The following is a 23,669-nucleotide window of genomic DNA, read 5'->3' as shown; positions in this document are numbered from 1 at the left end:
ATCTTTGAGAGCAGGTTTGAAAGATCAGGCCGCGGCGGAACGCGCGAGGCCGGCCATGGTCGTGTCGATGAGTTCGAGCGTGTCGTCTATGACGGCGCGATCGTGACTCAGCGAGAGGTAAAGGCGTTTGAGCTGAAGCGGCTGGAAGACCTGCCGGCCGGCGATCAGCGCCCGCCGGAAGCGCATGTCGAGATTGTTGTCGTTGCGCAGGAGGTCCGTGTATTGGCGGAACTCGCCGTCAAAGAAGTAGACGAGCCAGACCGAGCCGAAACCGGCGGCCTGCGCCTTCAGGCCGTGCCGCGCTATGATGCCGTCTATCTCGCCGCGGAGATAGGCGCCAAGCTCGAACAGCCGCTCGTAGACGCCCGGTCTCGCTAGCTCCTCAATCGTCGCTTTTACGGCCGCCATCGAGGACGGCGTGCCGTTGAACGTGCCACCCATGAAGACGGCGCCCTCGCCCGTGCGGCCCACCCGCTCCATGATGTCGCGCCGGCCAGCAACAATGCCGATCGGATAGCCGCTCGTTGCGGCCTTGCCGAAGGTCGAAAGGTCGGGCGTGACGCCGACGATCGACTGGTAGCCGCCAAGCGCGTGCCGGAAACCGGTGATCACCTCGTCGAAGATGAGGACAACACCGTGCTCGGCGGTGATCCGGCGCAGGTCGGAAAGGAACTGCCTCTCGGCGATGACCGCGCCCATATTGTGCGCGATAGGCTCGACGATGATCGCCGCGACCTCGCCGGGGTTTTTACGGATGTAGTCCTCGACGGCACCGGCATCGTTATAGGGCAGGATGGCGGTGTGGCGGGCGGCATCAAACAGCATGCCGTCGGACATTGGGTCGTAGGAGCCGATCATCTGGCGGCTCGACTGGCCGTTCATGGCGACATAATCGTGCCAGCCATGGTAGCCGCCCTGGAACTTGATGATCTGCTTGCGCCCCGTATAGGCGCGGGCGAGACGCAGGGCATGGTAGGTTGCCTCCGAGCCGCTGCTGCAAAATGCCACCTGATCGGCGCAGGGGATCACGTTCACGAGGAGTTCGGCCACCTCGACCTCCAGCTCCAGCACGCCGGCACCGATCAGGTCGAGGTTTTCGGCCGTCTCGGCAATCGCGGCAGCGACGGCGGGCGGTCGATGGCCGAGCACATTGGCACCGAAGGCGCAGTGATAGTCGGTGTAGCGGTTGCCATCGGCATCGTAGAGATAGGCTCCCTCGGCCCTGGCGAAGGCGATCGGCGCGCCGAGGCGCCGGCTAGGACTCAACAGGCCGCCGGGTATGACGGCTTCCGCGCGCGCGGCGATCGTTTCGTTGTTCGACATCGGCATTCTCCTTACGCAATGCTCTCGAGCGCCACGGCCCGGATGCCGTCGCCGTCCAGGCGGTAGTGCCTGTAGAGATGGGTGGGGGGTGCGATCAGGCTGTATTCGTCGCGGATGCCGTGCCGGACGAGGCGGGCGCCCCTGCCCTTTTCGGCCAACACTTCGGCGACGGCCGCGCCGAGCCCGCCGAGGATGTTGTGCTCCTCGACCGTCAGGATGACTTTCGAACGGGCGGAGGCCTCGAGGATCGCATCCTCGTCGAGCGGCTTGATCGAATGCATGTCGATTAGCCCGACGGAATGGCCTGCGGCATTCAGCTCCTCCATCGCGCGCTTGGCGCCATGCACGGGATAGCCCGCTGCTATGATCGTGATGTCTTTGCCGATGCCGTGTACGATCGCCCTGCCGAGTTCGAATGCGACGCCGTTCTCGTAGACGACCGGATCGTGCCCGCGGTGGATGCGGAAATAGATGGGGAGCGGATAGTCGACGGTCGCCCTGAGGGCTGCATCGAGCGCCGGCCCATCCGCCGTCGACACGACGGCGAGGTTGGCAATGCTGCGCATGATGGCAATGTCTTCGGTCGCATGATGGGACGTCCCGTAGAAGCCTAGCGAAATGCCGGTGTGATGCCCGATCAGGCGAACCGGTTGCTTGCAATAGGCGACATCCATGCGGATTTGCTCGCAGCACAAAAGCGCGAGGAACGAGGCGAAGGTCGCCACATAGGGAATGACGCCGGTCGTCGCCATACCGGCGGCAGCCGAGACCATGTTCTGCTCGGAAATGCCGAACTGCACGAAACGCTCGGGATAGCGCTGGGCGAAACCGGAAAGACCGTTCGAATATTGCAGGTCGGCCGTGCCCGCCATGACGGGATGGCCGGCGTCGGCAAGGGCGATGAGCGCATTCGACAGCGTGGGGAGCGAGGGCGCGCGGCGGTTGATCTCGCGGTACTGCCACGAGTCCTTGGAAAGCAGTTGGGTCATTGGGAAATTACCGTGTTCATGATCGTTTCGCGGGCCTTGGCCTCATCTTCCGCACCGAGATAGCCGAGATGCCAACCGGGTTCGGTTTCCATGTAGTCGATGCCCTTGCCCTTCACGGTGCGGGCGATGATGCAGCACGGCTTTGTGCGAGCACGGTCGGCCTTCACGGCGCGCAGCAGCGTCGTCAGCGCCTCAAGGTCATGGCCGTCGACGGTGTGAACCTCCCAGCCGAAGGCGCGCCATTTCTCATCAAGCGGTTCTATCGCCATGACGTCGTCGACCTTGCCGTCGAGCTGGTAGCCGTTGCGATCGACGATGGCGATCAGGTTGGAGAGATTGTGCGAGGCGGCGGACAAGGCGGCTTCCCAGACCTGGCCCTCCTGCATTTCCCCGTCGCCGAGGAGGACGAAGGCATTGAAATCACGCTGCTGGAAGCGCGCGCCAAGCAGCATGCCGACGCCGTTCGACAGGGCATGACCGATAGACCCGGAGCTGAAATCGACGCCGGGGACCTTCGTCATATCAGGGTGATCGCCGAGGGGGCTGCCGAGCCGCGTGTAGCTTTCAAGCCATGCGGGATCGAAGAAGCCGAGATCGGCGAGAATGGGGAAAAGCCCAACGGCCGCATGGCCCTTGCCCATCAGGAAGCGGTCCCGGTCGGTCCAGGCCGGCTCGCCCTTTCGAAGCCGCATCACATCGTAATAGAGCGCCGCAAAGATCTCAGCACAGGAGAAGACCGAGGTGTAGTGGCCCACTTTGGCGATCGAGATCAACCGAAGCGTCTCGAGCCTGATGAAGCGCGCGCGCTCATGAAGGAAGGCAAGCTGTTCGTCGGACAATAGTTCATGGCTGCGCGCCACCAAAAGGTGGCCGCCTGGTGTCTGTCGCACTGACAAGGAATTGCTCCCGCTGTTTCTAACTTATAAGTTATAAGATATAGGAAAGCGGCAACTATGCAACAGGTTTTTGATCCCCATTTCGATGGAGACCTGCCTTTCGCGGACTGCGGCTTTGAAAAGCTTCGCTGGTTTGGTCACAAAATGAACAGTGCAATCCTGCTTCTCGCCCAGTCTCGCTGGCCGAAAGCTATAGGCACGTGTTTCAAACGCAAAAAGTCGCCAGGCTCTTGAAGGGACGCGAACCTTCCGCGCAGGCTTTCGCATGCGATAGCTGCTGGCTCTGCGTCCCGCGGAACCTAATCCTTTTGGGCGACTTTTCGCGCGTCCTCCGAGCGTTCTACTATCTTGGCGGGAAATCTGGAGAGGGGCATGCAATATCGCCAAAGGTCGGTGCTGTTCGCAGCGCCTTGGCTAATCATCGGAGCGGCCGCAGTAGTCGCTTCGGGCAGTATAACCGTTGCAGACTTCGAAAAGCCTGAACTGCTGATCGCCGTGCTGTTTATCGGCCTCCTGATCGGCATGGCCATTGAGCAGTTCCTAGCCACGATGAGAAAGCAGGCGTGGCGGGAGAAAAACAGATCACGCTGGGAGGAAAGGCGCAGCCACGAGCGCATTGTAGTGGGACCTTGGCAACAGATGCCAGTTACGGAGCCATCGAAGCCGGTCGACGCCACCGATCAACTGCGTATCGTGATGCGCTCGGATTTCAATATTCAGCCGTTGCTGAATAAGAGCGAGGCCCGGGTGTTTCGGGAACTCGACAGCATCGTAATCGGCTGCAATCCTTCTTGGCAGGTAATGGCTCAGGTTTCACTGGGCGAGATCCTCCGAAGCACCGACCCAGACGCCTACCGTTGCATCAACTCCAAGCGTGTCGATCTGCTGCTCGTAGACAGCAATTGCCAACCGCGGCACGTCATCGAATACCAGGGCGGAGCGCACCATCAAGGCGCCGCGGCCGCGCGTGACGCGGTAAAGAAGGAGGCGCTGCGACGCGCCGGGATCGGGTACTACGAGGTCGTGGCTGGCCAAACGACCCCGTCGGAACTCAGGCGCTTGGTCGAAAAGTTGGTGGACAAGCCGAGTGTCACCTAACGCGCGCTCATCACGAATGCCTGCACGGTCGAGCCACTTCCATTGGAGGAACACATCGCATTGGCTTGATGGAATTGAGGCAGCCCCGAGATGATCTCCGATTTCGAGGCAGTTCGCGACAATCTGTTTCCGGCCAGCCACGGAGCGATCGAGGACTGGAGTGCATTCCCTTGGCACCGTGACCGAGCCAATCAAATTCAGGCACACAAGGCGCATTCGTCGCAAGCCATCGCAATCGACGTGTTCGGCACACTCAAGATGAGCACCGATCGCGACCGCATCCTCGACGTCATAGCCGAGCGTGTGGGAGTGGCACCGGGCGGTCCATGGGCGATAACACTCGAGTGGACGGATAGCGATCGGATGCTAGGAGAACCGAGGCCCACGCAAGTCGACGTGTTTGCCGTCGGCTCGATGGCTGCGCTCGTTATCGAGTGCAAATTCACCGAACCCGGAGGACAATGTAGCCAAACGGCTGTGTCGCGCTCGGGCGAACGACAATGCAACGGAAGCTATGCTGACCAAATCAACCCTGGTAACGGCGTGCGCGCGCATTGCGCTCTTACAGGCAAGGGCACTCGGTACTGGGAATACATCCCTGAGGTTTTTGCGCTCGATCCGGGCGTTGATCATACGCCCTGCCCATTTAAGGGAGACGCCTATCAGTGGATGCGCAACGCAGTGCTGGCGGTAGCGATAGGCAAGCACCGCAACCTTCAAGCAGCAGCTCTCGCAGCCTTTGCCGATCACCCCAGTTTCCCGACGGCGCGGAAGGTAAAGCGAGGCCTGGTGGATCCCAGTCTCGCTGTCCAAGCGGCAATCACGCCGATCTCCTACCAACAGATCATTGCAATCGCTTGTCACCTCGGCCGAGACCATGAACTTTGGAACGGCCTTTCTGCATGGGTCGATCATAAAATCGCAAGGGCGGGGTCGAGAAGGTCGAATATCTAAGAGGTGAAGAATGGATGCTGATATCTGGGATAGAGCCTTCTATGACGACGGCGAGTGGGTTTCCTGGTCCGACGTGGAAGAACAGCTCCGATACCAGGAGTGGCGCGCCAAATATCCCAATGCAATCAGGTCTTTGATCCGGTATTTTCAGGAGCTCTTGTCACTGGCAGAAAGCTACCACCTTGAGACAGGTCGTCATCTCAATGTGTACGGAGACATAGGAGAACTCTTCGGCGCCATCACCTACGGAATAAAGCTGAACAAGAACTACGCGCAGGGTGCCGACGGTCGGCTTGGCAACGATCACGTTGAGATCAAAACGATCACGCCATTCAAATCCAAAGACGAGGTTTTCGTGAAGGTATCAGGAAACTTTAGCAAGCTGCTCGTCGTGAAGATCAACGCGGACTTTGAAGTCTCATCGCGGATGGTCGATCGCTCGAAGCTTCCCAAAACGGCGAAATCTCTCCTGAAGATAAGATGGAGAGACCTGCCTCACGCCTAGTGACGCCTTTGTCAGCAAAGCGGACCAGTCTTGCCTCGCCTTCGAAAAATGCAAAGTGAAAGTTGAAGTCGAAGGTCTCGAGCGGACTCGAACCGCTAGCGACGAGTCCCCCTTCGCCTTCATCATTATTGTTTGAAACAATTCTCCCGATGCCAGCGCAGGAAATGCGGATGTGGCCGTTCAAACGCCCGCGTTGGCACGATCGCGCGCCCAGTCTTGTTGATCAGCCCTTGGATGCTATCTGGATCGTTGGCGTGTCTGGAAACCAGAATGTCGAGGTCATCGGAAAGGCTTATCAGGCCACGGTCGAACATCCAGTGCGCGGTGCCCGAAAGGGCGATGCCATTGGTCAGGATATCGGGTCCATTCACCTCGACGGGCCGAATGTGGGCTGCATCGACTTCGGCGCGTCCTCCGCCATTGATGAGCTTCAAGCCAGTGATTGCGCAGCGTTTGTCGTAGGCCTGAACGACGAGGCGGCGGAACAATCGGTCACGAACAATCCGCGACGATAGCTGCATGACGCGATTGCGCTCCTGCTCGAACACGAACGGCGTTTGAGCGCCTTCACCAAATCCTTCAACGGAGATCCTGGCGTCCAATTCTCCGGTCCGGGGCAACTCTGGCTCTTGTTCATTGAGCCCAATGCCCACAATGCGATTGAAGTCCGCGCTCGAAATAGGCCTTACCGCAGACTGCGCCCTGCCCGATATCCTGCCCTCTTCGTTTAGAACGCCGCGCTCAACCACACCTTCTGTTCCGCTGAAAGGAGCCGGATTGATGAAGTCGAGATAGCTACCCGGTTCGATGAGCGCGAGATACATGCCCGGTGCCTTCGGGTCTGGGATGACCTCGGCCACCTTCGCAACAGCGAAGTAGCCTCGCGTCGCCGCAACCTTGCGTGGCTCATAGTAGATGATCCAATCGCCAAGACAGGCCCGCACCCGTCCAAGATATTGGCTTGGAAACTGGTACTGCTCCGCTGGGCTATCGTCGTAGATCGAATCTGAGCGATGAATGAAGACCCCGAATCCCATGAATTATGCTTAGCACAGCCTGGGCGTTTGCCGATACGACACCACACGTATCTCTGGGTCGAGTTTAGAGTTCGTTACGATCGAGGAACAGCCGGCGCCCTCTTTGGCTGGACTGAAAATCCGTCAGACTTCCGTGAGGCGCTGAACTACCACATGGGCCGGCACGGTGACACGTACTGGCATCTCCACCGCGCAGTCGCCGGCGACCACCCGACCTTCGACAAAAAGACGCTGCTCAGTTGGACGAACGGCATGCGCGTCCCAAGATCGACGGACAGCTTCGAGATCCTCGCCCTCATTGAGCGACGCTACCGGCTCCCTGTCGGATACTTTCAAGACGGCGTGGTTTTCCAAGGCAGCGAAGAAAGCGCAGATCTCCGACAGGGCCCTTTGCAAGGCGATTGAGCAAGTCGCACGCGGACAGGCTGATGATCTCGGTGGCGGCGTGTTCAAGAAGCGGCTCAACGATAACAGGCACCGTTCGATCGTTCTGGCAAAAGCCGGTGAGTACTGGGTGTTCGCCTATCTGTTCGCGAAGGAGGACCGCGCAAACATCGATGACGACGAGCTCTTGGCTTTCCGGAAGCTCGCCGAACTCTATCGGCGCAAGACACAGGCCGAGCTTGATGCCGAAATCGGGATCGGCGCCCTATTGGAGATTTGCAATGGCGACCAAGCGCAAGTTCAAGAGCGATGCCTTTGAGGCGATCCATAGCGCCGTCGATGACATGTATGCGGCAGGCACCATCGACAAGGAAACCATGAAGACCTTCGATGAGACTTGCCTGTCCATCCCCCAGGAGCTGACGCCAAGCGAGATCAAGGCGCTGCGCGAGAACAATCATGTCAGCCAGCCAGTCTTCGCGCGCTACCTGAACACCAGTGAATCGACAGTGCAAAAGTGGGAAACCGCGCGAAGCGGCCGAGTGGCCCAGCATTGAAACTGCTCTCGATCGTCCGGAAACAAACGCCGCGGAAGGGCCATCAGGCTTCCATCCAGCGCCTATATTCCCTCACCTACCCGGCCGCGCCAGCGACCGGGCAATATCGATGATGTCGTCGCGTGACGCGGTCGGGTCTTCCTTATTCCAGGCAACCCCAAGCCCGATCTTGAGATCGACGCCGCGCACGGGCCGAAGTTCGAAGTTGCGGTTCGGCAGATCCTTCGTCCATTCCGGGGCAAAGCCGATGCCGAGGCCGGCCGAAACCAGCGACACCAGCGAGAACGTGTCGTCGCAGCTATAGGCGATGTTGCCAGTCAGACCATGGGTCTCGAACATCTCGGAGAAATAGCGCTCGCTGTAGGAGAGGTTCTGACGGGAAAAGGCGATGATCCTCTCGGAGCGTAGATCCTCGATGTCGATCTCGCTTCGGAGCGCCAGCGGGCTCGTCTTTTCGACCGCCAGCAGATAGCGCTCATGCGCGATCGAGAAGAAGCGCAGGGATCCGATGTTCTCGACCGGGCGAATGAAGCCGAGATTGATCTGGCCGTTCTCGATGGAACGGATGATGTCGCTGGTCGAACCGCTTGTCACATGCAGCGCCACATCCGGAAACTTCCGGCCGATGCGGGCGAGAAACGCCGGCAGCACGCCTATGGTCGCCGGATAGACTGTTCCGATCTTGATCGTCCGTGCCGCCTTCCCTGCCACCGAGCGCGCCACGTCCATCGAAAGCCCGACATCCCCTATGATCCGGACGGCCCGATCGTAGAACACCTCCCCTGCCCGCGTCAGCTCGACCCGCCGTGTCGACCGCTCGAGCAGCCGCACGCCCAACTCCTTCTCAAGCGCCTGAATGTGCGCACTCAACGCCGGCTGGGCAATGCACATCCGCGCCGCTGCCCGATTGAAGTGCAGCTCTTCGGCGACAGCAACGAAATATGAGAGTTGGCGCAGTTCCATCGATATCGCCTTATTGGAGTGAAGATGGATGCCGGAACGCTTCCGAATGCGCGGAAGCGTTCCGGCATATTTGAGCGCATAATTAGGGACCTACAGTCCGTCGATTGTCAAGCCGCCAATATCGCATGGTGCGCTATGCACATAAGGCAAACCATTGGATGGAACCTGCGCAGGTTGCGTGTCGCCAAGGGGCTGTCCCAGGAGAAGCTTGCACTAGAGGCAAGCATTGATCGCTCGTATGTCGGGCGCATCGAACGCGGTCTGGAGAACGTCACGATCTCTGCCTTGGAAGCTTTGGCGAATGTCCTTGAGGCTAAAGTGGTCGAACTATTCGCTGACGTGGAGCCAAATTCGTCGCGTCCACCGCCTATGCGCTCGGGTCGCAAGCCTAAAAGCTGATTGCCACCTCGACGGGAGTTCCCGTCGATACATTATGCGATCTTCTTGGCCCAAAAGGTGAACGTCACAGCAACAAGCCGTGCAGGGCTCGTGGAAGCACGATTCCGTCCGCCCCTAAGGCGACGTCCACGCTTAAGTTCTGTGAACGGCATTGCGCCCTCCAGTCGGTCGTCCAGCCCTCTTTGCGCATTTCCCGGAGGCCGTCATAGGCACAACTATCCTGGCGCGATACCATCCGCGAGGCTATCATCGGGGGGCGAATGTCAGACCGGCTGAGAATAACCGTAAATGGCGATTACCTGATGATTGCCTTAGGTCGCGTTGCATATGTCTTCGCGGGCCCGCAGCGCCTGCGCCCCGGCTCAGCTTGCCGATAGACCATTCTAAGCGGAAGTAGGAGACGTGTTGCCCACCTCATTCACGACAGGCCAGGGTCGACCAGAGGAGATGTCCGGATGGCGGGGACCAGAATCAAACCCACCTTCCTCATCACGCTCGGCATCAATCTGCACCAGATAGTCGGCAGCGAATTTGGCCGTTTCGGGATCAGAAGACCGGGTCAGACCGTGCAGTCCTTTACGGAGTTCGGACAAATCGCGTGGAATAAGAGAGTATGACGACGAACCGCTGCCTGTGGGCTGGTGGAAATACAGAATTTTGGAGTGCGTATTCCAGCCAAATTGACCGATGACACGGCGTCCGGTCTTGTCTTGTGCAAGCTTCAGGACGGTGGCGTGATCTGCTCCAGCGAGAAGGATGCCCGCGAGCAGCGCCTTCTGTCGCTCATCTGTTGCCGCGTCATACCGCGCTGGTAAGCTCTCCCGCGCCTCTGACGAGAGCGTCAAAAACAGTTCGTCGGGGTAGTCGAAGCGTGTAACGCGCTCGATCGGCTTGTTACCGTATTTTCCGGCCGCGATTTCCAGTAGGAAGTCCAGCGTTGCCTGTCCCGGATTCTTGAGCGCAAGAAACAGCTCGTACCGGTCGGTCAACTCCGGGTATCGGGTTACGAGCCCGCGCAAAAGTTCGACGCGAAGACCATCCTCCAGATGGCGCACACTGTTCAAGAGATCCCGGACACGCCATTTGCCGAACTCGAACTTTGCGGCCATCGCCTCGAGTCCGTCGAACAACGCGAACGGCTGATCCGAGACCGGTAGCAGCTCCAGCCAGTCGAACAACGTGCTTAGGTCATTGTCCTGTATCCATTTGTGATCACCGTGCTCGGCCATCGTATCCGACAGCCCCTTCATGATGATGCCGGCGGGCACGACAAGACCACCTACCGTCATGCGTTGCGCAAGTTCGAGCCGCAGCCGGTGTGGTAACTCAGGTTGCAAGATGTCGATCAGGAATGCCGTGCGGTCGCCATGCGGGAGCAGCACGGCGCAGCCGGCAAATCGCGCCGCACGTCCAAGTTCATTCAGCGACCCGCCTTTACGCAAGGTCTCTGCGGCCTTGAAAAGCAGATCCGCTGTGTCGCAGCTCTGGGCGCGGTTCCTTGACCGATTTGCGGCGGCACGAGCGAAGTCGGGCCATTGGCTGAACTTGCGATCATTGTCGTCAGGCACTGGTTCGTTTCGCTGCTGCCAAATGACTTGGAGACCGACAGCCGCTTCCGGACCGAAGTCCTGGTCGAGAAGATAACGCTTCAGAACCGCTTCGGCCTCGTCGTTGCCGATAGTTGTCAGCGTGATACGGTACTCGTGAACGTGAGACCATCGCATCTCGTTTAGGGCTTTCTCGTTGGACCTGTTGGCCGCATATGCCGCCCTTGCCGCGGCAAGACCCGCGAGGTCCGCTTCGACCATCCTGTCCAATATGGGCACCTGACCAGCATCAGGGACGCGGCGCATCGCCCACGTGAGTTGGGCCATGTGATGCCGTGAAGCCGACTTACCGATGAGCTGCTGCCCCCATCCTTCTATGAGTTTGACGGCAGTTGGTCTGGTGGCAGGGGGCATCTGCAAGTGCTCGATATCGCCGCCGGGTCCGTGCCGGCTGAGAATATCGGCGAGGTCGTGAATCTCATCCGGAGTTAGCCCCTCTGCGAACTCCTGCAAGACATCGATCAGCACGCTTGCGCGCGTGCTTTCCAGCTTGTCTGCAAGCTTTCGGGAGGGTCCGTAGGCCGCCTCTGTCCGCTCGCCGTCCGCTCGGAACTTGCGTCTGGCATCAAGGTAACGCACGACCAGTTCCCGTACGGTACTGTTCCCCGCGAGAAAACACGCCACGCTTGGTCGATCGCTCTTGTCGTCCTGCAGCGTCAGCGTGGCTACGGGGTCGTCGTCGGTGGGCTCGACGCCCTCCAGATACTGCTGCGGCTGATGGGGTACGTCGAGACCATTCTCCACTCGCCACTTGAGCGCGACGGCGACCTGGCGCGGAAATCGCGTCCAGGCGTCGCGCACGATATGAATACCGCGGTCCTTGAACGAGAACGCGGGGTCTCTCAGCTCGCGCTCAAGCGCCACCGCTACTTCTTCGTCCGGAAGAGCGTCGAAGGCCCTTGCCAAACGTGTCTCTGGAGATGCGTCAGCTGTTACTAAGGCTTTACGCCTTTCCATCAGATCGGCCAGTAGCGCGGGATCGCGAACCCCGTCGAAGTGGCCCCTTTGCGCGACTGCCTGCACCAACTCCTCACCAGAGGCTTTTAGAAGCTCCTCCATTTGCCGCGTGGCGATACGGAAAGAGAGGCCTTCAAAGATGCGAAGCCGGATTTCCAGACTGTGTTCATTCAGCGCCAACGCGAGGACCGCATCGAGGGCGTCCCGATCGCCATGAAACGCCAACTCGGCGGCTAATGTCTCGCGTGCCTGATCTGGCAAACCCGCGAAGTCCCGTGCGAGATGATCTCCGAGGACGGACGGATTGAACCGACGCACGATCCTCATCGCGCTCATCTGGCTCTGACCGTTGTCGCAGGAAACGAAAGGCCAGACGATATCGGCAAACTCGGGCCTCTTGGTCTCGATCATGAAGCCCACAGCGCGGTCTAACTTGCCTTGCCTATGCCAAGCGCTCGCGAACCTTACGACTCTGTCTCCACTGATCTCCCAGACAATCGGCCCAGATCGCGCGACAACCTGCGCGGCGAAGATCGGGTCGATACCCAGCAGTACGTCCACGACCTTGGCGACAACCTTGGCGCCCGCCACGTCTTTTCGCGACATACGCTCGCAGGCAAACAGGACCACTTCGGTCCAGCTGCGATCGTTGAGCGCAACAATTGCAAGCGGATGCTCGAGGCTGAGGTCGTCCCCTGCCACGATGAGCCCCGCCTCGAGGTCGAACGATGCGAACCATTCCTGCAGCTGCTGGTGCTGGAAGGCGTAGAGCTGGCTGTCCTGCCTGACCAGCAAGTGACTTGCCACGAGGATGTCGAGGACGTGAGGTGGGTTTGGTGCGGCGGAGATCTGCCCCTCAGACACGAGCTTTTCGCCTGCGCCCGATATGGCCGAACGCATTTCACGATCAGGAATGGTCGGCGTACCGGACAGCTGGGCGGCCGCCGCGATGACCGTCAGGTAGGTTTGTTGGGCGTCATGCAACTCCCGGTGAAAAAGCTCTTTGTTGGCGGGAACGGCTTCATGGGCCTCGACCATGCGGCGAAGCACTTCTTCCTTCGTCTCTGGCAGTTTCCCCGAAGTGGTCGCCTCCAGTAAGGCACGCAGGTACAGGGGATTGGTGACCAGGTCCCGCAGGCCCACGGTGCGCCAGGCGCCATCGAGCACGCTGACGCCGTCCTGCCCCCTCATACCCTCCGCGATTTCGCGTTGCTGGTCGTCCGAGAGGGGAAGGATGGAGATGCGGCGCCCCGCGAGGGGAACGTCCAGCACGGTCCTGCGACTGCTCATCACGAGCTTCAGCAACGGAAACTGTGTTTCGAGCTCCTCCATCTCCTTAATGAGACGGCGGCGTGCCGCCTCGGGAACTTCGTTCCACCCGTCCAGGAACAGGGCAAGCTCGCCGTGGTCGGCCAAGAACTTGAGGTGCGCGCTGGAGAGCACCTCGTAGCTTCTGCGGCGGGATGCCCAGTCGAACAGGTCCCTGGCCGACTCGGCCCATGCGCCAAGTGGCACGAAAACCGGCACGGGACCGGCCTCAATCATCTTGCGGGCGATCTGGATAAGGGTCGTAGTCTTGCCCGTGCCCGGCGCCGACAGCAGGACGATATGCTGCGCAGAAGCGAGAACCTGAGGGAAATGCGCTTGGTCAAGATTGCGGACGTCCTTAACGCCCTCGGCCGTGAGTTCGAGCTCCACGGAATGCCTGGGCCAGCTCCGCCGCCGCTCGTAGGTTTCGATATCCGCCAGCGACGCCACGCGCACCTCCGTTTTGATAGTCGCAAGATCGGCATTCGCCGGCAGACCGAGCCGTGAAATGTAAGGCGCCAATTGCTGGATAAGTTCGTCCGACAGCTGGGCGATGGTCGCTGGGCCCTTGCCGCTGGCAAGTTGCTGGAACGCGCGTTCTTCGGCCTCCTGCTTCCACTTCTCCAGCCTCTCGACCGTGAACTCCTCCGGGTTGTGGTCGATGAGGTGGGCATGGTCGGCGCACAGCCAGATTCCGTTATCTGCACTCGCGCGTTCCATCGCCGTCTGACTGGAATCGTATCGGGGACCGCCGGGTGACGCGGCTTTGATGTGGGCGGCTACGCCGATGGTGTTCGAACCTTCTTCGCCTTTGCGTGGTCCGATGGTCAGCCGCTGGCACTGCGGGTTGGAACACAGGTAGCCGACGCGCTGGGCGAGCTGGATTTTGACAGTGGGCTTGAAGTCGTCTCGACGGCGTGCCGCGACAGCAGGCTTGGTGCCGTCAATCGGCGCAGGGGTTTCGGGCGTCATAGGCGTGTCTGGCATGTGACGACGATACTGGAAAAGCCGTCGACGCGAAATGTTCGGCACAATAAACCAACGCGAACTCTCCACTCGACGACCGGAAGCCGGCAGCACGGATGTCTCCTATCCCTCGCCTTGACTGTAATCGAACCAGTGATCCCTTTGTCTTCAAAGCCCAGCGGCCGGGAAACCCTACCCTGCCACCAAATGGCGTTCGTAGGCCATCGTGGCCGCCGCGAGGTCAGACAAAGCCGTCCCCACGGCCTTGTAGAGTGTAATCTCCCCCGCTGAAGTGCGCCGAACATCTGACCGCCGGCACATTTCTGCAAGGGTTGCGCGAACTGCGGCCTCTGTGCAAACGCCGCTTTGGATTGGCTGAACCAAATCGCCGCTTTCATGGAGCGCTTCGACAGTGTCTACAAAAAGCGCCGAACGCATTATTGCTTCGTCGTCGGCTTCACGCATTTTCGGTGTGAAGCTCCCGATGAGATCGACGTGCGTTCCGGGCTGTAGCCACGATCCCTTCAGGATCGGTGTTGTTGAGAGGGTCGCGGCGCTAACAATGTCAGCCGCCTCTACGCTGGCCTCCAATTTATCAGCGACATTCGCATTCATTCCTCTGCCGCGAAGATCATCGACGAGGCGCTTCGAATTCGCAGCATCGATGTCCCAAACATCGATGTGTTCGATGGGCCGAACGGCACAGAAAGCATCGGGGATTAGGGAGCCCACCTTTCCGGCTCCGACGACCAGCAGTCGTCTGGAATCCTTCCTAGCCAGGTAGTCAGCGGCAAGCGCAGAGGCGGCCACAGTTCGTCGTGCCGTAATCGTACCCCCATCGAGGGTCGCGAGTTGGCGCCCAGTTTGACCGTCGTAAAGAATGTAGGTTGATGTCAAGCCGGGCATGCCCCGCGACGCATTCCCGGGAAAAACTGTCACTATTTTTACGCCCAGATATCGCGAGATCCTTGCAGCGCTGTGCCAGGCCGGCATTAGCAAGACCGTCGCGTCGGGTTCGCCTTCGTTGAAAATCGTATGGTGATGTCGAACGGGCACCTCGCAACCTTCTGCAAATGCATTGCGCAAAGCGGATATCAAACCGTCGAACGGCAGAAGCTCGCCGGTCATTTGAGCGTCGAGCGAGGTCAATTGTGTCGTCATAAAGGCATTCCGTCTTGCTTGATGCGAAATGAAAAACAAACGGAAGTCGTGGCTGGAGAGTGCTCCCCAGCCAAAACCTCATTATGGTTGAGCGGACCTAGCTCCAGTGGGACAAGCTGCGCTGTCTCAAAGATTGCCGGAACTGTTCGGTCGTATGTGCCAGGACCGGGGTGTCCCCTTGGGTAAAGTCGAGGATAACGCCGTAGTGCCGAACAAGATCGAGTTCGTCGATTGCACCATCGAGAAAAAGCTGGCGCACCACAGACGGCGGAAGCGAAAACTTGTCCTTGCGACTTTGCCGCTGCGCGGCGCGGAGAGCAGACGTCGCTTCGAGGTCTACTGAGAAGTCGCAAACGTCCTTGTCGATGCAGTGAACCACGACACCGTAATCCTTGGCAGCACGCTCGATCGAAACATACTCGTCAATCACGTCCTCCAGGACGTCATTCACGTCTCGGTCCAACGGATCACCGTAGCCGCCGCCGCCGGCAGCTGGGCGGGTGAAATGATCACCACTGCTAAGCGGTTCTCCTGCGAACACACCACCGAGGAAGCGCCGATCCTCCGTTTCAGGGTTCAACCAGACGCCATGGGGTATTGAAGGAAGGCCACCTTCGATGCCCCATGTCACAGAGCGCGAGCGGTCGCAGCAATAGGACATGACGGTGCCACTGCACGCCCCGAGAATTGCACCCTTTTCCAGACCCACGCCCCCGCGATACTTACCGGGGCCGGCGGAGTCGGTTTTCATCTCTAGTTTGGTGACGGTGATGGGCGCCAGCCGCTCCTGCACCTCGCATGACTGCAAAGCCAAGCCCACACCAAATACCGGTGCGGTGGTGTTGGCTCCATCCTTAGTGCATCGCCCACCCCAGCCACCGGCAAGCCAATCGTACCACATGAAACCTTGACGCTCAGACGGATCGCCGCGGCCGTCTCTCCCACCGACCAGAAGGTATTCGAGATTGAAGGAGCAGGCCAATGCACGTTCGGGAAGGACACGGGACCAAAGCTCAAAGATGGCGTTCATTATCTTCTCGAACGCACCGGAGACCGACCCCGCCGTCGCCGCCGGCTCGGGTGCGAACACCACGCTCCCCTCTGGCAGATCCATGTCGATGATCCGATAGAAGCCTGAGTTCAGCGGCACGTCGGGAAAGAAGGTCTTGGTGCCAGCGGCGATCGCAGAGAAGGTGACACCAACGGCCGAGTTAAGGAAGCAGTTGATGTATCCGTGACTGCCCCTGAGGTCGTAGTGGATCCGTCCGTTTTGGATGGTCATCTTCACCTTGATCGGGATCATGCCTTCTTCCAGCGTCGGATCCATGTCGATGTAGTCAACCGTCTCGTACGTGCAATCCTGTATGCGCCGAAGCCTTTCTGACATGACCCTCGCGACATAGGCCTGGCACTCTTCGAATGCTGTGACGACAGTTGCGACGCCGTATTTTTCGACCAACTCGAGAAGGCGGGTCTCCCCAACGCGTGTTGCTTCCATCTGGGCATGGAGGTCGCCCAATCTCTCGTCCGGAAGACGCATGTTCGAGACAATGAGCCTTGCCACGTCATCTCGAAAATTGCCCCGATCGCAGATTTTCAAGGGAGGGATACGCAACCCTTCGCTGAAAAAATCTCGTGCCGTTACGTCGAAGGAGCCTGGGACGCGCCCCCCTACGTCGGCCCAATGGCCGTTGGATTGCAGCATGCCGATCATCGTACCATCGACGAAAACCGGCCGAATGATCCTGACATCCGGGAAGTGCGTCGCACCGAGATAAGGATCGTTGATCATAAAAACGTCGCCAGGGTTGATATCGCCGGCGAAAGCCTCGATCACCGCTTTCGCGGTCCAGTGCAGCGTTCCAACGTGGGACGCAATATCCTGAGTGCCTTGAGCGACCGTGTTGCCTTCAGCGTCGCAAAGACAATTGGAAAAATCGCGGCTGTAGATAACGAACGAGTAGCAGGTTTTGAGAAGCTGCTCCGACATCTGATCGACCAGATTGACGAACGCATTCCTGAGGACCTCAAACGTCACAGGATCGATTTTCGCCTTTTCAAGGTGGTCAGCGTATGCAGTTTGATGGACGAACCGAGCGACGGTCATTTTACACTCCAAGATCGACGATGAGGTTTCCGTGCGCTTCGACGACAGTGCGTGAGCCGGGCACGATAACCACGGTGGAGTCGAATTGTTCGACGATTGCCGGCCCAGCGAAGGCCTGGCCTGCCTTGAAAAGGTGGCGGTCATAGACCGGCGTATCAACGAAGCCGTAGCCTTCGAAGAATACCTGACGCGTGCCCAGGGCCGTAGGTTCGCCTGTACCGACAGGCAGTTGAGGCAGAACAGGTTTGTTGAGAAGCCCCGTCCCTGTCACCCGCAAGCCGAAGAACTCCACCGGACGCTCTTCGTGAGCATAGGCGAATTCACGGCGGTGCTCCGCGTGGAATGCCGCCAGAACCTGCTCCAAGGTGTCATTCTCATTCAACCGAACGTTCAAGGAACGCCACTGGCCAACATAGCGCATGGTCGCGAAGTAGTCGTAGCGACGGTTGCCAGGATCAATGCCTTCGGAATCGAGGAGGGCTGCCACTTGTGTCCGCGCCTGATGAGACAGCCCCAACAGTTCGCGGAAGCCGCTCTCGTCTGCCTTGGCGATCAAGGTGCGTGTGGCGTCGTGCCGTACGTCAACCAGGGCGCAGCCCATTGCCGAAGTGATGCCAGGGTGCGGGGGTATGATGATCTTGGGAATAGCCAGTTCCTGTGCAACCTCACATGCGTGTAGCGGCCCGGCGCCACCAAATGCGACCAGCCCAAATTCTCGCGGATCGTATCCCTTTTGAATGGACAGAACCCGGATCGCATCTGCAATTTTTACATTGGCCAGGCGAAGAACGGCAGCAGCCGTTTCGTGCAGATCCATACCAAGTGCTGAACATAGATGTTCACGGATGGCCGTGGCCGAAGCCGAAGCATCCAGCTTCATCTGGCCGCCGATCAGCACCTGTCCCAAACGACCGAGGATGAGGTTCGCGTCGGTAGTCGTCGGCTTGCTGCCACCGCGGCTGTAGCATGCGGGGCCAGGTACCGCTTTGGCACTCTCGGGGCCGCTGCGCAGCGTTCCTCCTTCATCGATCCAAGCGAGCGATCCGCCGCCCGCGCCGACCGTGACAAGTTCGATCGCGGGAAACCGGATCGGGTAGCCAGGTTCCACCGACCAATCCTGCGTCACACGCAAGTCGCCATCGTACATGATCGAAATATCGGAACTTGTCCCGCCGATATCCAAACCCAAAGCATGCTTCACTCCGCACAGCTGCGACAGATGCCGCATCGCGACAGCACCCCCTGCAAGGCCTGATGCAGCCAATCGAGCTGAGTGATGGGACGCTGCCTCGGCGGTCATGACACCGCCTCCAGAGTGCAGGACGAGGACATTGCCGTCATACCCGCCGTCTCTAAGGCGTGTCGTGAGCTGGCCCATATAGGTGCCGACGACAGGTGCGAGCACTGCGTTCGCGACAGTTGTTGCGGTTCGCGGAAATTCGAACATTTCCGGCAATACATCGGCCGAGATGGTGACAATAGCCTGGGGGAGCTCGGCTCTCAGCACGTCTCGAACTTCATGTTCGTGAACGGAGTTGAGGTACGAGTTGATAAGGCACACCGCGATCGTCGTGATTTCGCGCTTTCGAAGTATGCGGGCAATTTCGATCAACTCCTGACGATCGAGCGGTGTTACGACCTGCCCTTTCGCGTCCACGCGTTCGTCGAGTTCAAATCGATCGCGGCGCTTGATGTAGGGCGCTGGCATGTCCCAGTAAGCATCCCAGAGCTCCGTCTTCGTCGAATCCCTGATTTCCAGTACGTCGCGAAACCCCTTCGTCGTGATCAGAGCCGCTCTGGGAAACTCTCTGGTGATGAGCGCGTTGGTACCGACAGTGGTACCGTGACTGAAGTGCTTGATTTCAGAGAAGGGAACTCCGGAACTGCGAAGACCGTCGATGATCGCCAAGCCGGGGTCGGAGGGCGTCGAAGGGACTTTGTGAACGTTGATTGTTCCATCGTCATCGTTCATGAGAAAAATGTCAGTGAACGTCCCTCCGACGTCCACGGCTACCCTTACAGAACTCATCTTAAATCCTCCCTGTCTGTCTGAATGTGTCGACGACTGCCGCGAAAACGAGAACGGTCCCCAAGACCAGCATCTGTGAGAACGACCCGATGCCGATAAGGTCCATTCCGTTCGTCAGCAGCACGATTGAAACTGCGCCCATTGCTGCACCGAAAGCGGTGCCCTCCCCGCCTCTGAGCGCCACGCCACCCAAGACGGCAGCTGCGATCGACATGAGGGGAAAATTGCCGGCAAGGTTTGGTTCTCCGGACCCAACCCGAGCTGTCAGCAAGAATGCTGCGACGCCTGTCAATAGGCCGGTCAAGGCATAGGTGATGATCAAGGTCCGACGCACCGGGACGCCGGAAATATGCGCTGCTCGGGGGCTCGAGCCGACGGCGTAAATATGCCTGCCAAGCGTCGTTTGCGACAGGAGCACATGCACGGCCGCGCAAACGAGAACAGCAGCAATGGTCGGAACAGGGATGCCCCAGAGGCTTCCGAGCGCAAAGGTGGCGTTGAAGGCTTCGGGGAGGCCGAAGATCGGCATGCCACTGGAGAGCATTAGCGCGACGCCTTGTACAGCCGTCATCGTTCCCAGTGTCACAATCAGTGGCGATACGCGCGTGACGGCCACAAATGTCCCGTTGACGAGGCCGACTAGCAGTCCGACGCTGACCGAACCCAACCCTCCCAGAAGAATGCACCATAGCGGGTCCCCGCCAGTTAGCATCAGGTTGGCCAACACAATGCTCGCCAGAGCGATCGAAGCGCCGACGGAGAGGTCAAACCCCGCGGCTATGATCACCAAAGTCTGCGCAAGCGCAACAATAACGAGATAAGAGGACTGAGTGGCAACATTGACGATGTTCGCGACCGACAAGAATCTCGGTTGTTGAGAGCCGAAGACCGCAAATGAGACCACAAAAAGGAACGGGAGCGCTCCAACTCTCTGGTATAGATTCCCCATCGCATTCATTGATATGTCCTCGCGAGATGTTTAGCAGAGAGGCTTTCAGCCGCTCTTCGCGGAAAGAAAAGTTGCAGCAGAGACGGCTTGTTGGTCGCGTCGGTCTCGACAACATCGGCTGCCATCTTGCCTTCGCACAGAATAAGGATCCGATGGCTCAATCCGATCAGTTCCTCGATGTCGGAGGAAATCAGGAGTATTGCGGCGCCTTCGTCTGCCAACTCCTGGAGTATCTGATAGATCTCGCGCTTGGTCTGCAGATCCACACCTATGGTTGGATCATCCATGATCAACACATCGAATTTGCGCAGCATTCCTCTCGAAAGAACAGCCTTCTGCTGATTTCCGCCCGAAAGTTCGAGGACGTTGGCACCCGGCGACGCTTTAATCTTCAATCGCTGGATCACACTTGCAACCGCGTCCTGCTGCGCGGAACGACGAACCATGCCGGCCCTTGATAACAGGTTCGTCAATGCCTCAATGGCGATGTTCTCAGAGACTGTTCGGGTCGGAAGGATTCCCTCTTCCAAGCGATTGGACGAAAAGTAGATTACCCTGCTTTCCAACATTCGCTGAGGGCTCGGGTCGTCGATGGGCCGCTCGCCCACATGAACCGACCCCCCCGTGACGCGATCAAGCCCGAACAGGGCCCGCCCGAGCTGGGTTGTGCCGGATCCCGAAAGTCCTGCCACCCCCAGGATCTCGCCGCGGTGGAGCGTGAACGAGATGTCCTTCAGTTCCCCCGCGCACAGGCCTCTAACGGACATGCCGGGTTGTTCGGTCGGACAACTCTTCGCGGGGTAGATGTTCTTGTGGTCTTGACCGATCAATTGAGTGATCAGATCGCCCTCCGAATACTGGCCCCTGCTGAAGCTTGTGATAGTCTCCCCATCTCGTAAGACCGAAACGCGATCGGCCTGTTCAATCACCTCTTCCATGCGGTGCGAAATGTAGATGATCCCGCATCCGCGATCTTTGAGACGGCCCAAGGCGCTGAACAGAGTTCGAGTTTCGCTCTCGGTCAGCGACGAGGTGGGCTCGTCAAGAATGAGGATGCAAGCCTCGTCCAGCATCGATTTGGCAATTTCGACCATTTGCTGTGTCGCTCGGTCGACCGTGTCGACCCGACGGTCCAGATCGACATCAACGCCGAGACTGGCGAAAATAGCCCCAGCCTCTTCACGCATTCGGCGCCGGCGCAGCAACCCATGCTGCGCTCTCTCGCGCCCTAGAAAAAGGTTGTCCAGGACAGAAAGTGACGGTGCCAAGCTGAACTCTTGGAAGACCGTCGCGATCCCTTTTTTTCGCGCATCATTCGGCGACTGAATTTGGACGCGCTCGCCATTTACCGCAATCGTGCCAGAATCGGCCCTGTAGGCTCCCGACAGAATCTTTACTAGAGTTGACTTCCCGGCGCCGTTCTCTCCAAATAAGACCAAAGTCTCGCTTGGACTTAGCGACAGGTTCACACCTCGTAGCGCTTGCGTGGCCCCGAAGGACTTGCAGACATCATTGACTTGAAGTCGCATACCGCCGCCTCCCTAGTTCCAGTTGACCTGGAATACGGGCCGATAGTCGTCCGGCGCGAACGTTCCTTTTCGATTGAACGTCCCAACGTTGTCCTTCGTAACGATTGTGATGGTCGAGCCCATACTGGCTGCGATGTCGCGGCCCTCCAAAACGTCGACTGCTGCGTCCACGGCCAATCGCGCAAGCAGCGCAGCCTGGTCAGAAGGAAACATCAGGACTTGTTCGCGCTCGACCAAGTTCATGACGGGAGGCGTTGCTATAAGTGACACAACCTTCGTGTTGGTGTTGCCCAACGTCGCCAACAGGCGGGGCGCCGCCTCCGCGGCTACTGGGTTTCCAACAATATAGTCTACGTCCGGATGTGCCTGCAGTATGTTCTGCAGTAACGTCATTTGAGTATCTTTTCCGGTATCGCCGTACTTGATGTCGACGATCTCGATATTGGACTGGTCTTTGACCGCGCCGACAAAACCCTGCTCCAGATCCTCAGCCCAGCCCGACCCCGCGGGGCCCGGTAGCAACGCAACCTTGGTCGGACGAACACCAGTGAATTCCTTGAAGTACTCACCGGCCTTCTGCGCTAGGATTTTATAGGATATCCCTCGACGGACTCTGACGGCGTCCGTTTCGATTGGGTTGATCATCCCAATCACCGGTGTCCCGCCCTCGACAATTTTCGACACCTTTTGGCTTTGCGCATGTGGACCTACCGCTGCCAACACGATCGCGTCGACCCCCTCGACAACCAGGTTGTCGAGCTGGTTTAGCTGGCCAGTAACATCGGTGTAGCCTTGTGCAGCCACCAGCCGCGCTTGAACTCCAAGGCGTTCAGCCTCGGCCATGGCGCCGTAGGCTGCCGCCAACCAATAAGGATCCTTCAGGTGTGGAATGGCAATGCCGATCCGCCACGGCTGCTTCACCTGCGCCGGCGGCTCGTATTCGCCTTGAGTCGCAGTTCCGTTCGAATTGAAGATTTGAACCTGCAGTGGCTCAGCAGATGCAGCGTAGCTGACCATCGTCAACACACATGCCGATGTTAGAGTTAGAATTCGCATAGACCTTCCTCCCAAGTTGAATGCGAAGTTTCATTGAAGCGGTAAGAGCCTCCTCACCCGACGCATCGACCATGAGCCTTCAGCGATCTCCGGGCGTAATATTGGAAGTCGGCATCAACGACTTTCTTCTTCAGTTCCCAATCGTGCGCCTGGCGAGCCGTGGCCGGATCAACGGGACGCATTTCACCAGCGGCCATCGCCATCAGCTGAAGCTTTGCCGTTTTCTCGAAAATGATCGAAAGGACACACGCTTCCTCCGGGCGGTCCGCAGCGACGAGAAGGCCATGATGGGCCAGAAGGACGGCACGTAGGTCGCCGAGCGCTTCGGAAATGATCTGTCCTTCTTCGTTTCCAAAGGGTACGCCGGGCCATTCAGCCAAAAACGCGCAGTCTTCGTAGAGCGCCGCACTGTCCATATGCGCAACCTCCAGCTTGGTTCCGATCATAGAGAGCGCCGATACGTGCGGCGGATGAGTGTGAATGATGCAGTTCACATCCGGCCGTGTCCGGTAAATCCACGAGTGGAACCGGTTAGCAGGGTTCGGAATCCCCTCTCCTTGCAGCACCTTCAGGGACTCATCGACCAACAGGAGGTTAGAAGCGGTAACTTCATCAAGCCCAATGCCGAGGCGCTGGGTAAAGTATGTCCCACTGGCGGGACCGCGGGCGGTAATCTGCCCAGCGAGGCCGGATGCATGCCCCTCATCAAAGAGAATGCGGCATGCAATCGCTAGCTTCTGCCTCAGCGTCCATTCGTAGTCACCAAATTCCCGAGTGATCAGGCGATCGGACTCGGCCATCACATCATTTTTCGTAGTTTCGAAATTCACGTCCATTTTTGGCCTCGACTAAGGGTCGGTTGTTAAGACGGGACAATTGATGACACCGACCGCAC

Annotated in this window: 18 protein-coding genes and 1 pseudogene; 6 read left to right on the top strand and 13 right to left on the bottom strand. The window is 58.9% G+C overall.

Translation table 11 applies throughout. The features are described from left to right. Positions 1-24: 24 nt before the first annotated feature. From ASE60_RS04765 to ASE60_RS04755, 3 genes are read right to left on the bottom strand one after another with little or no spacing between them, the layout of a single operon-like run. Positions 25-1,323 (bottom strand): aspartate aminotransferase family protein, encoded by a 1,299-nt coding sequence (locus tag ASE60_RS04765; protein WP_200964157.1) that lies wholly within the window; start codon positions 1,321-1,323, stop codon positions 25-27. Positions 1,324-1,334: 11 nt separating this feature from the next. Continuing rightward, a complete protein-coding gene (locus ASE60_RS04760; RefSeq protein ID WP_057248589.1) occupies positions 1,335-2,312 on the bottom strand; it encodes a transketolase C-terminal domain-containing protein in 978 nt (325 codons plus the stop codon). After that, positions 2,309-3,172 (bottom strand): transketolase, encoded by an 864-nt coding sequence (locus tag ASE60_RS04755; RefSeq protein WP_057248790.1) that lies wholly within the window; start codon positions 3,170-3,172, stop codon positions 2,309-2,311. The genes ASE60_RS04760 and ASE60_RS04755 overlap by 4 nt, the downstream gene beginning before the upstream one ends. Before the next feature lie 408 nt (positions 3,173-3,580). Between ASE60_RS04755 and ASE60_RS04750 the strand changes: the two genes are divergently transcribed. The 3 genes from ASE60_RS04750 to ASE60_RS04740 all read left to right on the top strand — a co-directional run bounded on the left by ASE60_RS04750 (position 3,581) and on the right by ASE60_RS04740 (position 5,765). Then, entirely contained in the window at positions 3,581-4,306 is a 726-nt protein-coding gene (locus ASE60_RS04750; protein WP_057248588.1) for a DUF2726 domain-containing protein, read from the top strand. A gap of 90 nt (positions 4,307-4,396) precedes the next feature. Then, the gene (locus ASE60_RS04745) at positions 4,397-5,260 is read left to right on the top strand and encodes a hypothetical protein (RefSeq protein ID WP_057248587.1); all 864 of its coding nucleotides are present in this window, start codon (positions 4,397-4,399) and stop codon (positions 5,258-5,260) included. A 10-nt stretch (positions 5,261-5,270) separates the two neighbouring features. Next, positions 5,271-5,765 (top strand): hypothetical protein, encoded by a 495-nt coding sequence (locus ASE60_RS04740; protein ID WP_057248586.1) that lies wholly within the window; start codon positions 5,271-5,273, stop codon positions 5,763-5,765. A gap of 125 nt (positions 5,766-5,890) precedes the next feature. Here ASE60_RS04740 and ASE60_RS04735 read toward each other — a convergent pair whose 3' ends face one another. Continuing rightward, complete coding sequence (locus ASE60_RS04735; protein WP_057248585.1) at positions 5,891-6,802, bottom strand: HNH endonuclease; 912 nt, start codon at positions 6,800-6,802, stop codon at positions 5,891-5,893. 319 nt (positions 6,803-7,121) lie between these two features. On the opposite strand from ASE60_RS04735, the gene ASE60_RS04730 reads away from it, so the two are divergent. Together ASE60_RS04730 and ASE60_RS04725 are read left to right on the top strand one after the other, a co-directional pair. Further along, entirely contained in the window at positions 7,122-7,505 is a 384-nt protein-coding gene (locus tag ASE60_RS04730; RefSeq protein WP_057248789.1) for a type II toxin-antitoxin system RelE/ParE family toxin, read from the top strand. Further along, positions 7,468-7,766: pseudogene (locus ASE60_RS04725) on the top strand (DNA-binding transcriptional regulator); the annotation flags it as partial. The gene ASE60_RS04730 and the pseudogene ASE60_RS04725, both read left to right, overlap by 38 nt. Before the next feature lie 49 nt (positions 7,767-7,815). Here the strand turns inward: ASE60_RS04725 and ASE60_RS04720 are convergent. Continuing rightward, a complete protein-coding gene (locus ASE60_RS04720) occupies positions 7,816-8,706 on the bottom strand; it encodes a LysR family transcriptional regulator (protein ID WP_057248584.1) in 891 nt (296 codons plus the stop codon). A gap of 135 nt (positions 8,707-8,841) precedes the next feature. Here ASE60_RS04720 and ASE60_RS04715 point away from each other — a divergent pair, with 135 nt between their 5' ends. Then, on the top strand, positions 8,842-9,105 hold the full coding sequence (locus ASE60_RS04715) for a helix-turn-helix transcriptional regulator (protein WP_057248788.1): 264 nt from the start codon (positions 8,842-8,844) through the stop codon (positions 9,103-9,105). Between the two features lie 383 nt (positions 9,106-9,488). On the opposite strand, the gene ASE60_RS04710 is transcribed toward ASE60_RS04715, so the two are convergent. The 8 genes from ASE60_RS04710 to ASE60_RS04675 all read right to left on the bottom strand — a co-directional run bounded on the left by ASE60_RS04710 (position 9,489) and on the right by ASE60_RS04675 (position 23,610). Then, a complete protein-coding gene (locus ASE60_RS04710) occupies positions 9,489-14,057 on the bottom strand; it encodes a hypothetical protein (protein ID WP_156414581.1) in 4,569 nt (1,522 codons plus the stop codon). Between the two features lie 78 nt (positions 14,058-14,135). Continuing rightward, positions 14,136-15,104, bottom strand: coding sequence for an ornithine cyclodeaminase family protein (locus tag ASE60_RS04705; RefSeq protein WP_057248582.1), 969 nt, complete (start codon positions 15,102-15,104; stop codon positions 14,136-14,138). A gap of 97 nt (positions 15,105-15,201) precedes the next feature. Then, on the bottom strand, positions 15,202-17,211 hold the full coding sequence (locus tag ASE60_RS04700; protein WP_057248581.1) for a hydantoinase B/oxoprolinase family protein: 2,010 nt from the start codon (positions 17,209-17,211) through the stop codon (positions 15,202-15,204). Position 17,212: 1 nt separating this feature from the next. Beyond that, positions 17,213-19,240 carry a hydantoinase/oxoprolinase family protein gene (locus ASE60_RS04695; RefSeq protein ID WP_057248580.1) on the bottom strand — a complete coding sequence of 676 codons (2,028 nt, stop codon included), beginning with the start codon at positions 19,238-19,240 and terminating at the stop codon, positions 17,213-17,215. A gap of 1 nt (position 19,241) precedes the next feature. After that, positions 19,242-20,198: an ABC transporter permease gene (locus ASE60_RS04690; RefSeq protein ID WP_057248579.1), complete on the bottom strand. Its 957-nt coding sequence runs from the start codon at positions 20,196-20,198 to the stop codon at positions 19,242-19,244. Beyond that, positions 20,195-21,718, bottom strand: coding sequence for a sugar ABC transporter ATP-binding protein (locus ASE60_RS04685; protein ID WP_057248578.1), 1,524 nt, complete (start codon positions 21,716-21,718; stop codon positions 20,195-20,197). Before ASE60_RS04685 ends, ASE60_RS04690 begins: the two co-directional genes overlap by 4 nt. A gap of 12 nt (positions 21,719-21,730) precedes the next feature. Then, positions 21,731-22,774 (bottom strand): TMAO reductase system periplasmic protein TorT, encoded by a 1,044-nt coding sequence (gene torT, locus ASE60_RS04680; RefSeq protein ID WP_057248577.1) that lies wholly within the window; start codon positions 22,772-22,774, stop codon positions 21,731-21,733. 53 nt (positions 22,775-22,827) lie between these two features. Further along, positions 22,828-23,610: an aldolase gene (locus ASE60_RS04675; protein ID WP_057248576.1), complete on the bottom strand. Its 783-nt coding sequence runs from the start codon at positions 23,608-23,610 to the stop codon at positions 22,828-22,830. Between the last annotated feature and the right edge of the window lie 59 nt (positions 23,611-23,669).

This window comes from Ensifer sp. Root278, from assembly GCF_001429285.1.
Taxonomy (GTDB): Bacteria; Pseudomonadota; Alphaproteobacteria; order Rhizobiales; family Rhizobiaceae; genus Ensifer.
Note: the sequence above shows the minus strand (reverse complement) of the source record. Positions and strands in the feature narration are given on the sequence as shown.